This window comes from Nitrospirillum pindoramense, assembly GCF_007827955.1.
Lineage (GTDB): Bacteria > Pseudomonadota > Alphaproteobacteria > Azospirillales > Azospirillaceae > Nitrospirillum > Nitrospirillum amazonense_B.
In genome coordinates this window covers 50,290-62,454 of the sequence record NZ_VITR01000003.1, presented here as the reverse complement: position 1 = coordinate 62,454, position 12,165 = coordinate 50,290, and the positions used below count along the sequence as shown (strand labels likewise).

Here is a 12,165-nt window from a genome sequence, read left to right as displayed (position 1 = left end):
TGAGGAGGCTTCTGAAACGATGCGCCGTCTGTTGCTGCTGTCCACCATCCTGGCGGGTTCGCCCGTCCTCTCGGCTTCGGCCGCCCTGGCTGCAGACGTTTCGTCCTCCTATACCGCCGACCATACCACCGGCCGACATACCGACGACCCACATACCACCGGCGGGCAGACCCCCGCCGCGCCGCAGGCTGCCGCCCAGACGACGGACGACGCGCAATCCCCGCTGGACCAGATCATCATCACCGCAACCCGCCGGGCCGAGGCCCTGCGCGACGTGCCCGCCAGCGTGTCCACCGTGTCGCGCGAAGACTTCGAGCAGAAGGGCGTGCTGTTCATCGGTGATGAGTTGACGGACCTGCCGGGCGTGCTGGTGTCCAAGAACGACATGGGCACCTACACCTCGATCACCCTGCGCGGCGTGCCCAGCAAGGTGCACAACGACACGCTGGTCGTGATGATGGACGGCATCCCCTATGTCACCGGGGATGACGAGGTCGACCTGGAACAGCTGCCCTACAGCGCGGTGGGCCGGGTGGACGTGGTGCGCGGCCCCATGTCGGCGCTGTACGGCCGGGGCGCTATCAGCGGCACCATCAACTACCTGACCCGCGAGGTCACCGACGAGACCAAGGGCGAGGTCACCCTGCAGGCCGGCAGCGACGGCTGGCTGCACGGCGACGCCCTGTTGCAGACGTCGACCGTGAAGGGCGGCGCCCTGCTGCTGGACGTCGGGCATGAGCGGGGCGACGGCTGGCGCGACCGCACCGGCCGCAACGAGACCAACCTGTTCCTGAAGCACCAGCTGGACATGGGCGATGCCGGCCGGCTGACCGTCACCGCCACCTGGGTGGACACCCGCCAGCAGCTGGCCGGCGAACTGCCGGTGGACAGCCGGGGTGAGCTGATCAACCTGCCGGGCGGCCGCGAGGCCAACTGGAACGAGGATAACGCCGGCTTCTACAAGCGCATGGCCACGGCCACGGCGACGTATGAGCGGGACCTGGCCGATGGCCTGGTGGCGACCACCAAGCTGCACATCCGCCAAGCCCTGACCTCTGCCCTGCAAGGCTTCGCCACCGAGTACGATCCCACCGCCGGCTCGGTCACCTTCACCGGCTTCCGCGTCGACGGCAACACGGTCACGGGATACGGCGAGCAGCAACTGTCCTGGACCCGTGGTCCCTGGCAGGTGCTGGGCGGCGTCAGCGCGGAACAGGTGCGCGCCCACCATACCGAGCATTGGACCGGCCAGCTGGACAACACCTATTACTATGGTGAACAGCGCAGCATTCTGACCGGCCAGAACATCGACACCGATGAATGGGTGACGGACACCCAGCTGAACGCCTATGGCCGCGAGCGCGCCTATGCCGCCTATCTTCAGGTGGACCGGACCTTCGGGCCCGTCACCCTGGACGTCGGCGGGCGCTACGATTATTTCGAGCGGCATGTCGTTTACGGCGACACCACCAGCGGCGGCCCCAACGGCAGCATCACGCCGGGCGGCACCGCCTATGACGACAACGCGCATTTCAGCCCCAAGGCGTCGGTGACCTGGAAGGTGACGCCCCAGGTCAGCGCCTACGTCGCCTATGGTCAGGGCTTCTCCGCCGCCTTCGGGCCGCTGTGGTCCTTCCGCACCCGCCAGACCGGCCTGAACCCGGAACTGGCGGACAATGTGGAGGCCGGCGTGAAGGGCGACGCCTTCGGCGGCCTGCTGTCGGGCAGCGTCACCGTGTATCGCCTGCAGCGCCACGACCTGCTGCAGGTGGTGGAGGTCAACGGCGTGCCCCAGACCTTCAACACCGGCGAACAGCTGTCCCAGGGTGTTGAACTGGCGGGCAGCGCCCGGCTGGACGCCCTGGTGCCCCACCTGTCGGCCGACGTCACCTACGGCTATACCGAGTCCTATTGGCTGCAGGACCGCTTCGTGGAAAGCGACACCCTGATCCAGCGCGACTTCACCGGCAAGCGGGTGCAGGGCATGCCCCGGCACACCGGCAGCATCGCCCTGAACCAAGGCATCCCGGCCTGGGGGCTGTCGGCCAAGCTGTGGGTGGAGATGTTCGGCGACTATGCCTATGACAGCCAGAACAGCCGCATCGGCGGTGGCTATGCCCTGTGGAACACCACCTGGACCTGGACGCCGCCCCATCAGGACACGGTGGATCTGGGCCTGACGGTGCGCAACCTGTTCGACCGCAAGGTGAACCTGATCGAGGCCGACGACAACGGCCCGCTGGGCGCCTTCCCCCAGCCGCCGCGCCAAATCCTGGGCACGGTCAAGGTGCGGTTCTAAAGCGTGTACTAAACCACGTTGAGGGGGCCATCCGGGAAACCGGGTGGCCCTTTTTTATGGCGCTCTGAGGTGCCGAGGAATGTTGGCCGTCTCATAAAATACACCCACGATGGAGCGAGGCGCGGCTGTAGTATAGACGATCCAATAATCCTCAACGCGGAGCCACAATCGACCGTGCTTCGCCAGCAACGGATATGGTCGGGGAGCTGGCAAACCATCGGCGGGTTTCGCCTGGATGCGCGCGGCCGCTTCCTCCAATACGTTCGCCAAGTTTAAAATGGCCGCATCACGGCCCAAGGCCTCGTAATGATCGCGAAGATTGGTGATATGCCGCACCGCGCGCGGCGATAACCGGATTACAAGCGTCGCGCGACCGGGCGATGACTGGAGCGTTCTTGCTTAGCGCGGGTCCGGGCAGCACTCTCGCGCAAATCCCGCAAGACGTCCGAAAGCGCCACACCTTCGCCGCGCGCGATCTCCTCCTCGCTAATGGCGAGGTCGCGTTCCCATTCTTCGGGGTGCTGGCGGGGCGGGGTATTCATACGGGAAAGGATAAGCCCCCAAGGGGGGAAAATCCAGGCATCACCCAGCGCCCCTTCTCCCCGCCGCAAAATATCTTAAGTTGTTTCATGACGCTTACTGACACGACGGATTGCCATGACAAGCAGCATCGCCCTGTTCTTCCCCATGCTGACCCTGTTCCTGTTCACGGTGCTGGTGGGCCTGCGGCTGTTCATCGTGCGGGTGCGGGCCGTGAAGCGCGGCAATGTCCGCCTGTCCTACTTCCGCAATTTCACCGCCGGCACGCAGACGGAAGGGTGCGCCACGGCCCAGCGCGCCTACGGCAACCTGCTGGAGGTGCCGGCGTTGTTCTACGTCATCTGCGTGGTGTTGATGGTGCTGCGCCAGGGTGATCATCTGTATGAGGCGCTGGCCTGGGCCTATGTCGTCCTGCGCGTCGTCCAGGGCCTGATCCACCTGACCTACAACAACGTCCTGCACCGGGCGGCGGTCTACATGGCCTCCATGGCGGTGCTGACGGCCCTGTGGGTGCGGCTGGGGTTGGCGCTGCTGGCTTTCCCGGGCTGACGCTCAACGGCTGGGCCGGACGCGCCAGTAGAGGTAGGACCGGACGACGGATGCCAAGGCCACAGGCAGCAACACCGCCATGGTCAGCCCCGGGCCCCGCATATGGAAGGGCGGCAGCCACAAGGCCAGGGCCAGCAGCAGGAAACCACCCGCCACGAACAGCCGGCCGCCAAAGCGGTGCGTCTGGTCCCAAACCCATTCGTCATCGCGCGTCCACCACGTGCGGATGCCGAGGAGATCGTTCTGGCGGATCTTGCCCAGCACATTGCCCATCAGGATCATGAAGACGCCAAATATCAGCGGCTGGGTCCGGGTGAAATCCACCGGATAGCCCAGAGCCCGGCCCACCATGACGAAATGAGTCAGCGCCAGCATGCCGGTCAGCGACAGGCGCGCTGTACGCCAGGCGGTGGCGGAGCGTTCCAGGTTCGCCGCCCGTGGGGTGAAGCGCGCCAAGGCCGGCAGCGCCACCGCGAAGACCAGGGTCAGCAGCGGCGACAAGGCCAGCGCCCCGGGCGACCGGAGGTAGCCGTTGACCTGTCCGTCTCCCCCCCAATGCACCGGCAGAAGGGCGTCCGGACCGACCCTGGTCAGCGCGTAGATGCTGGCCAGGGCCATGACGACCAGGATCTGAACCGTCGCCATCCAATAAAATCGTGCGGACATGACGCTGCTCCTCCCGGGACTATTTCCCCGGCTTGGCCAGATGGGTATCGCGGGCCGCCCCGTCCCCCAGCCCTATACCCAGGCTGTCCATGAGGCCCGACAACGCCTCTTCCAGCACCGACAGGTTCAGGCGGTAATAGATGGTGGTGCCCTGGCGTTCCTGGTCCACCAGGTCGGCCTCGCGCAACACGGCGAAATGGCCGGACAGGGTGGGCTTGGCCAGGTCGAAATGCCGGGCGATGTCACCGGCCGACAACGGCCCCTCCCGCAGCAACTGCAGGATGCGGCGGCGGCTGGGATCGGCAAGGGCTTTGAAGACGCGATTCATGGATTGGTATTTAGCGAATTACCAAAATAGGCGCAAGTGGTTTATGGCCGCCCACCTCGTTGCCGTTGCTTTTTGCAAATTCGGCAGACGAGGTAGCTCTTGTTAAGTGCAACACCCCGGTTCATCGCAAAATGCGTGACGCAAATGACACACTTTCCGGGGTGTAGGAAATTTTTGCCGGGCACCCCCTATTTCAACCCCTGAACATTCCCAGAATCCTGGCAAACGCGGAGTCGACGCTATAGACTCCGCTGTGACTTTTCGGTGACCGCCGGCCGGGAGCGGACCTTGGAAAACCTGTTGCAGACCCTGCGTAATCTGGGGCCGGTACGGCTGGGCGCCATTGGTGGCGTCGCCTTGCTGATCATCGCCCTGTTCGGCTTCCTGCTGTTCAATGGCTCGTCGCCCAACATGGCCCTGCTGTACAGCGACCTGTCGCCCAGCGACGGCGGCGCCATCGTGCAGCAGCTGGACCAGATGCAGCCGAAGGTGCCCTATCAGGTCAGCCCCGACAGCACCCGCATCGAGGTGCCGGCCGACCAGGTGGGCCGCATCCGCATGCTGATGGCGCAGCAGGGCCTGCCCACCGGCGGCAACGTCGGCTATGAAATCTTCAACCAGGCCGAAAGCCTGGGCACCACCAGCTTCATGCAGTCGGTGCAGCAGCTGCGCGCCCTGGAGGGGGAGCTGTCGCGCACGGTGAACACCCTGGCCCCGGTGCAGCAGTCGCGCATCCACCTGGTGCTGCCCAAGCGGGAGCTGTTCAGCCGCGAGACGCAGAAGGCCACGGCCAGCGTCGTGCTGCGCCTGCGCCCCGGCCAGCAGTTGAAGAAGGAACAGGTTGCCAGCATCCAGCACCTGATCGCCGCGTCGGTGCCGGGGCTGCAACCCGACATGGTGTCGGTGGTGGACGACAAGGGCAACCTGCTGGCCCGGGGCATGGGCTCCGACAGCAAGGAAGCCATGATGGCGACGGCGGAGGAAAAGCGCCTCGCCTATCAGCAGCGCCTGACCGACAAGGTCGAGGAGATCGTGGGCCGCACCGTGGGCATGGGCAAGGTGCGGGCGGAGGTGACGGTCGACATGGATTTCGACCGCATCACCACCAACAGCGAAACCTTCGATCCCGACAGCCAGGTCGTGCGCTCCACCGAGACCAACAACGAGAACTCGGAAGACATCAACAAGGAGGGGCAGGACCCGGTCACGGTGGCCAACAACCTGCCGTCCGCCAACGCCGAGAACGCCAGCAACGGCGCCTCCAGCTCCAAGTCCACCAAAACCAACGAGCGCATCAATTACGAGATCAGCAAGACCGTTAAGGTCCACGAGCGCGAGGCCGGCCAGGTGCGCCGCTTGTCGGTCGCCGTGCTGGTCGACGGCAATTACGTGCCGGACGACAAGGGCGTCGCCCAGTACCAGCCGCGCTCGGACGATGAATTGCAGAAGCTGGCGGCGCTGGTGCGCTCCTCCATCGGCTATGACGGCTCGCGCGGGGACACGGTGGACGTGGTCAGCATGAAGTTCGCCACGCCGGAGGGCGAGCTGGACGCGAAGGAAGAAACGCTGTTCGGCCTGCCCAAGCAGGATGTGTTCCGCATCGCCGAAACCATCGTGCTGGCCATCGTCGCCATCCTGGTCATCTTGCTCGTCATCCGGCCGCTGGTGGCCCGCGCCCTGGACCGCACGCCGCAGCTGGATGAGGAGCCGGACCTGCTGTCCGACAGCGGTGGCGTGCCGCAGCTGGCCGGCCCCGGCGGCGGCGCGCTGGCCCGCGAGCTGGCGCTGGAGGCGGCGCAAGCCAACGAGGAACTGGAACAGATGATCGACATCAACCGCGTCGACGGCCGCGTGCGCGCGTCCTCGCTACGCAAGGTGGGCGAGATCGTCGAGAAGCATCCGGAAGAGGCCGTGTCCATCATCCGTAACTGGCTGTACCAGGAAAATTGAGCGCGGACGTGAGCCTATGACCAATATCCGCAGGTTCCTGTTCGACAACTCCTTCGATCCCGAGGGCCGCCGTGTCGAGGTGCCGGAGGAACAGCTGCCGCCTGAGCCGGCGCTGCCGCCCGAACCCCCGCCACCACCGCCCCCGCCGCCGGAGCCGACTTTCAGCCTGGCCGACCTGCAGCAGCAGGTACGCATGGCACGTGAAGCGGCCTATGCCCAGGGCCATGCCGAGGGCATGCAGGCGGGCGCCGACCAGTCAGCCCTGGCCCTGGCCAACGTGCTGGCGCAGTTGCAGGGCAACGTCGCCCAGCTGATCCAGGCGGAAACGGCGGGGCGGGCCCTACGCTCGCAGAACGCCATGCGCATGGCGCTGGCCATCGTGCGCAAGCTGTTCCCCGCCATGGTCAAGCGCCAGGGGCTGGTGGAGGTGGAGGCGACGGTGAGCGCCTTCCTGGCCGAGCTGTCGGACGAGCCGCGCCTGCTGGTGCGGGTGCATGAGAATTGGCTGGGCCCGATCAAGGAGAAGATCGAGGACATGGCCGCGCGCCAGGGCTTCGCCGGCTCCGTCGCCGTGGTGGCCGATCCCCGCGCCGGGGAACTGGACTGCAAGGCGGACTGGGGGGACGGCGGCGCCGAGCGCGACGTCAGCGCCCTGTGGGCCGAGATCGACCGCATCGCCGGCCATCTGGGCCGGCCGCTGGAGGACGGCCGCAACGCGGCCGAATGAGCGTATAGGCCCTGATAGGCCAGTATGTTATGGCCAGTGCTGCTGTGGCCGATGTAAGTGGCCAATTGTTATGCGACGTGACCGGGGCCCGCCCCGGCGGTGAGAGACGAGGGAAGCGATGAGCCTGGACGATTTCGACGGCCAAGCGGGTATGGACGCCGACGGCGCCCCGATCGTGAAGGACCTGGAGGCCGTCTATGACATCCCGGTTCAGATTTCCGCCGTGCTGGGGAAGTGCACCATGCAGGTGAGCCAGCTGTTGAAGCTGGGCCGCGGCGCCGTGGTGGAACTGGACCGCAAGGTGGGTGAGGCCATCGACATCTATGTCAACAACCGTCTGGTGGCGCGCGGCGAAGTGGTGGTGGTGGAAGACCGCCTGGGCGTGACCATGACGGAAATCATCAAGTCCGAACGCACCTGATCATTCAAGTCGAGACGCGAGAGCCCCTCTTGAGCACCCGCCCCCCCTCCCCGACCCTGCGCGCCGCCGGCCCCACCGCCGGAGCCGGCACCCGCGCGGCCGCGCCCGTGCCGGAGGCCGCGAACGAGGCGTCCAAGGGAAGCGGCGGCCAAGCGCCGGCGGCCCCCCTGCCGGAACCGGTGCGGGTCCGCCATGGGCTGGACCTGACCACAGTCCTGGGGTTGGTGGCGGGCTTCGCCCTGGTGTTCTCGGCCCTGGCGTTCGGCGGCCACGCGCGCGCCTTCATCAACGTGCCGTCGCTGATGATCGTGGTGGGCGGCACCATCGCCGTCACCATCGTCTCTTTCGCGCGCGAGGATCTGGTGGCTTGCCGCCGCCAGCTGGGCCGGGCGCTGATGCGGCCCGTTGCCGACATCGCCGACGTTTCCGGCTATGTGCTGCAGATGGCGGAGGCGGCGCGGCGCAACGGCCCGCTGACCCTGCAACCGCTGCTGAAGGACAAGGGCGTGGAACCGTTGCAGGCCCGCGCCATCGAGCTGGTGGTGGACGGTGTCGCGGCGGAAGATGTGGAGCGCATCCTGCGCACGGAGATCGAGGCGCAGCAGGCCCGGTCTCGCCACGGTGCCGCCGTGCTGCGTCGCGCCTCGGAAGTGGCGCCGGCCATGGGCCTGATCGGCACCCTGGTCGGCCTGGTGCAGATGCTGGGCAATCTGCAGGACCCCACCGCCATCGGCCCGGCCATGGCGATATCCCTGCTGACGACCTTCTACGGCGCGCTGGTGGGCAACATGGCCCTGGCGCCCCTGGCGGGAAAGCTGGAACGGAACACCGACGCCCAGACCATCGTGGACACGCTGTTCATGCTGGGCGCCATCTCCATCGCGCGGCAGGAAAACCCGCGCCGGCTGGAGATGATGATGAACACGGTTCTGCCGCCCGAGCTGCGGCTGAGCCATTATGACTGATGGTTGGACGACGGACGCGCCCGTGACGGGGCGTCCCGGTTTGAAAGGGTTTTGAGCGATGCGGTTGCTGATCGTAGGAACGCTGGAAGGCTACATCACGGCGGCGGGCAAGATCGCGCTCCAGAAGGGCGCGAAGGTCGCCCACACAGACAGCATAGGCGGCGCGCTCACCGCCCTGCGCAGCGGCCAGGGCGCCGATCTGGTGATGATCGACGTGAAGCTGGACGTCGGCATGCTGATCGAGGCGCTGAAGACCGAGCGCATCACCGTGCCGGTGGTGGCCTGCGGCGTGGCAACCGACGCGCAAGCCGCGGTCAAGGCCATCCGCGCCGGCGCCAAGGAATACATCCCCCTGCCCCCGGACGCGCAGCTGATCGCCGCCGTGCTGGAAGCGGTGGCGGAAGAAAGCCACGCCATCGTCAGCCGCGACCCGTCCATGGGCAGCGTGCTGCGCCTGGCCGACCAGATCGCGCCCAGCGACGCCTCCGTCCTGATCACCGGCGAGTCCGGCACCGGCAAGGAGCTGATGGCCCGCTACATCCATCGCAAGAGCCGCCGGGCCAACGCCGTGTTCGTCTCGGTCAACTGCGCCGCCATCCCGGAGAACCTGCTGGAATCCGAGCTGTTCGGCCATGAGAAGGGCGCCTTCACCGGCGCCGTGGCCCGGCGCGTCGGCAAGTTCGAGGAGGCCAACGGCGGCACGCTGCTGCTGGACGAAATCTCGGAAATGGACATCCGGCTTCAGGCCAAGCTGCTGCGCGCCATCCAGGAGCGCGAGATCGACCGGGTGGGCGGGACCCAGCCGGTGAAGGTGGACATCCGCGTGCTGGCGACCTCCAACCGCCTGCTGGAGGAAGAGGTGCGGGCCGGCCGCTTCCGCGAGGACTTGTTCTTCCGCCTGAACGTGGTGAACCTGATCCTGCCCCCCTTGCGCGAACGCCCGGCCGACATCGCCATCCTGTCGCAGCATTTCGCCACGAAGTATTCGGAGGCCAACGGCCTGCCGGAACGCACCGTGGGACCGGAAGCCATGGCCATGCTGCAGGCCCACCGCTTCCGCGGCAACGTGCGTGAGCTGGAGAACACCATGCACCGCGCCGTGCTGCTGTCGCGGGGGACGGAGATCGGCCCCGACGCCATCCTGCTGACCGGCGCCGAACCGGCGGCATCCAGCCCCGGCTATGGCGCGGTGGCTCCGGTGGCCGCCCGTGCCACGGCGGCGGCGCAAACGCCCGCTTACGCGGCCCCCACCGGTGAGCCCGGCGCCTCCGGCACCGCCGGCCTGGTGGGCCGCAGCGTGGCGGACGTGGAGCGCGACCTGATCATCGACACGCTCAGCCATTGCCTGGGCAACCGCACACATGCCGCCAACATCCTGGGCATTTCCATCCGCACCCTGCGCAACAAGCTGAAGCAATACAGCGATGAGGGCGTGGCGGTGCCGCCGCCGGCGGGTGGTGAGCTGGACCGGGCGGCGATTTAAGGGGATCGGGGACCTGACCGACACCGGAAAGAAAGACCATGGCTGACCAGACCGCGGCCTCCGGCGGGAATCCGCTGAACAACTTGTTCGGCAACTTGCGGAACAATGGGCCGGCCCTGCTGAAGCGGACGGAGATTCTGTTCGCGCTGGGCATCGTGACCATCCTGGTCATGCTGGTCATCCCTCTGCCGACCTTCCTGCTGGACTTCGGCCTCGCCGTATCCTTCACCTTCTCCGTCCTGATCCTGATGACGGTGCTCAGCATCCAGAAGCCGCTGGAGATGAGCTCCTTCCCCACCATCCTGCTGGTGTCCACCATGTTGCGCCTGGCGCTGAACATGGCGTCCACCCGCCTGATCCTGGGCCATGGGCATGAGGGCACCCAGGCCGCCGGCCACGTCATCCAGGCGTTCGGCGGCTTTATCATGGGCGGCAACTTCATCATCGGCGTGACGGTGTTCGCCATCCTGGTGATGGTGAACTTCACCGTCATCACCAAGGGTTCCGGCCGTATCGCCGAAGTGGCGGCGCGCTTCACCCTGGATGGCATGCCCGGCAAGCAGATGGCCATCGACGCCGACCTGTCGGCCGGCCTGATCAACGAGGACGAGGCCAAGAAGCGCCGCCGCGAGCTGGAAGAGGAAAGCCAGTTCTTCGGCGCCATGGACGGCGCGTCCAAGTTCGTGCGCGGCGACGCCGTGGCCGGCATGGTCATCACCTTCATCAACGTCGTCGTCGGCATGATCATCGGCGTCGGCCAGAAGAACATGTCGTTCCTGAAGGCCGGTGCCACCTACACCCAGCTGACCATCGGCGACGGCCTGGTCAGCCAGATTCCAGCGCTGATCGTCTCGCTGGCCGCCGGCCTCATGGTGTCGAAGTCGGGTCAGTCGGGCTCCGCCGACAAGGCGCTGTTCGGGCAGCTGAGCTTCTATCCCTCGGCCATGGGGCTCAGCGCCTTCCTGCTGTGCGCCCTGGCCCTGCTGCCGGGCCTGCCCTTCCTGCCCTTCATCTCGCTGGCCATCGCCCTGTTCGCCGGCGCCTACTACCTGCCGCGGCTGCGCAAGGCGCGCGGCGACCAGATGGGCGGCGGGGAAGCCATGGCCGGCGGCGCCCCTGGCGCCCCGGGTGGCCCCGGCGGCCCGCCCGCCCCTGCGCCGGATGAGCCCATCTCCTCCGCGCTGGCCATCGACCTCATCCGGCTGGAGCTGGGCTACGGCCTGCTGTCGCTGATCAACACCGACGCCGGCCACCGCCTGACCGACCAGATCAAGGGCCTGCGCCGCCAGTTGGCCAGCGAGATCGGCATCATCATGCCGGCCGTGCGCATCCAGGACAATTTGCAGCTGCCGCCCAACAGCTACGTCATCCGCATCAAGGAGATCGAGGCCGGCCGGGGCGACGTGCGCCCCAACATGCTGCTGTGCATGGACCCGCGCGGCGAGCCCATCCAGCTGCCGGGCGAGGTCACGACGGAGCCGACCTTCGGCCTGCCCGCCATGTGGATCGAGCCAGCCTACCGCGAGGAAGCGCTGTTCAAGGGCTTCACCGTGGTGGACCCGCCCACGGTGCTGACCACCCACCTGACGGAGGTGGTGCGCGACAACATGGCGGACCTGCTGTCCTACGCCGAGACCCAGAAGCTGCTGGACGAGTTGAACAAGGAACAGCAGAAGCTGGTGGCCGACGTCATCCCCGGCCAGATCGGCATCGGTGCGTTGCAGCGGGTGCTGCAGAACCTGCTGGGCGAGCGCATCTCCATCCGCGACCTGCCGGCCATCCTGGAAGGCGTTTCCGAGGCGACGGGCTACACCCGCAACATCACCCAGATCACCGAGCATGTGCGCGCCCGGCTGGCACGCCAGATTTCCGACAGCCATACCAACGACCAGGGCTACATCCCTCTCATCACCCTGTCCCCGGAGTGGGAGCAGGCCTTCGCCGAATCCGTCGTCGGCGAGGGGGATGAGCGCAACCTGGCCATGGCGCCGTCGCGCCTGCAGCAGTTCATCACCGCCGTGCGCCAGACCTATGACCGCCACGCCATGATGGGGGAATCGCCGGTGATGCTGACCAGCCCGGGCATCCGGCCCTTCGTGCGGTCCATCATCGAACGCTTCCGCCCGGCCACCGCCGTCATGTCGCAGAACGAAATCCACCCCAAGGCCAAGATCAAGACCTTGGGGCAAGTGTAAGAGCCGCCGCGGCGGCTGGGGGTGTAGAAATAGCGGGTGGGT

General features: G+C 66.9%; 11 protein-coding genes. 8 read left to right on the top strand and 3 right to left on the bottom strand.

Annotation, left to right across the window (positions count from 1 at the left end; translation table 11 throughout):
• The first annotated feature begins 19 nt into the window (after nucleotides 1-19).
• The gene (locus FBZ90_RS05365) at nucleotides 20-2,299 is read left to right on the top strand and encodes a TonB-dependent receptor (RefSeq protein WP_145730005.1); all 2,280 of its coding nucleotides are present in this window, start codon (nucleotides 20-22) and stop codon (nucleotides 2,297-2,299) included.
• Between the two features lie 54 nt (nucleotides 2,300-2,353).
• Here FBZ90_RS05365 and FBZ90_RS28790 read toward each other — a convergent pair whose 3' ends face one another.
• Nucleotides 2,354-2,656 (bottom strand): hypothetical protein, encoded by a 303-nt coding sequence (locus FBZ90_RS28790; RefSeq protein WP_420872586.1) that lies wholly within the window; start codon nucleotides 2,654-2,656, stop codon nucleotides 2,354-2,356.
• Nucleotides 2,657-2,956: 300 nt separating this feature from the next.
• Between FBZ90_RS28790 and FBZ90_RS05360 the strand changes: the two genes are divergently transcribed.
• Nucleotides 2,957-3,388 carry an MAPEG family protein gene (locus FBZ90_RS05360; RefSeq protein ID WP_145730004.1) on the top strand — a complete coding sequence of 144 codons (432 nt, stop codon included), beginning with the start codon at nucleotides 2,957-2,959 and terminating at the stop codon, nucleotides 3,386-3,388.
• A 3-nt stretch (nucleotides 3,389-3,391) separates the two neighbouring features.
• On the opposite strand, the gene FBZ90_RS05355 is transcribed toward FBZ90_RS05360, so the two are convergent.
• The gene (locus tag FBZ90_RS05355) at nucleotides 3,392-4,054 is read right to left on the bottom strand and encodes an SdpI family protein (RefSeq protein ID WP_145730003.1); all 663 of its coding nucleotides are present in this window, start codon (nucleotides 4,052-4,054) and stop codon (nucleotides 3,392-3,394) included.
• 19 nt (nucleotides 4,055-4,073) lie between these two features.
• Nucleotides 4,074-4,382, bottom strand: coding sequence for an autorepressor SdpR family transcription factor (locus FBZ90_RS05350; RefSeq protein WP_145730002.1), 309 nt, complete (start codon nucleotides 4,380-4,382; stop codon nucleotides 4,074-4,076).
• A 288-nt stretch (nucleotides 4,383-4,670) separates the two neighbouring features.
• Between FBZ90_RS05350 and fliF the strand changes: the two genes are divergently transcribed.
• From fliF to flhA, 6 genes are all read left to right on the top strand, one after another.
• Nucleotides 4,671-6,332 carry a flagellar basal-body MS-ring/collar protein FliF gene (gene fliF, locus FBZ90_RS05345; protein ID WP_145730001.1) on the top strand — a complete coding sequence of 554 codons (1,662 nt, stop codon included), beginning with the start codon at nucleotides 4,671-4,673 and terminating at the stop codon, nucleotides 6,330-6,332.
• 16 nt (nucleotides 6,333-6,348) lie between these two features.
• The gene (locus FBZ90_RS05335) at nucleotides 6,349-7,059 is read left to right on the top strand and encodes a FliH/SctL family protein (RefSeq protein WP_186455620.1); all 711 of its coding nucleotides are present in this window, start codon (nucleotides 6,349-6,351) and stop codon (nucleotides 7,057-7,059) included.
• Nucleotides 7,060-7,177: 118 nt separating this feature from the next.
• Nucleotides 7,178-7,480, top strand: coding sequence for a flagellar motor switch protein FliN (gene fliN, locus FBZ90_RS05330; protein WP_004273939.1), 303 nt, complete (start codon nucleotides 7,178-7,180; stop codon nucleotides 7,478-7,480).
• 29 nt (nucleotides 7,481-7,509) lie between these two features.
• Nucleotides 7,510-8,445, top strand: a complete 936-nt coding sequence (locus FBZ90_RS05325) for a motility protein A (RefSeq protein ID WP_246130169.1) — start codon at nucleotides 7,510-7,512, stop codon at nucleotides 8,443-8,445.
• A gap of 58 nt (nucleotides 8,446-8,503) precedes the next feature.
• The gene (flbD, locus tag FBZ90_RS05320; RefSeq protein WP_145729999.1) at nucleotides 8,504-9,928 is read left to right on the top strand and encodes a sigma-54-dependent transcriptional regulator FlbD; all 1,425 of its coding nucleotides are present in this window, start codon (nucleotides 8,504-8,506) and stop codon (nucleotides 9,926-9,928) included.
• Between the two features lie 38 nt (nucleotides 9,929-9,966).
• Nucleotides 9,967-12,123, top strand: coding sequence for a flagellar biosynthesis protein FlhA (gene flhA, locus FBZ90_RS05315; RefSeq protein WP_145729998.1), 2,157 nt, complete (start codon nucleotides 9,967-9,969; stop codon nucleotides 12,121-12,123).
• The last annotated feature ends 42 nt before the right edge of the window (nucleotides 12,124-12,165 follow it).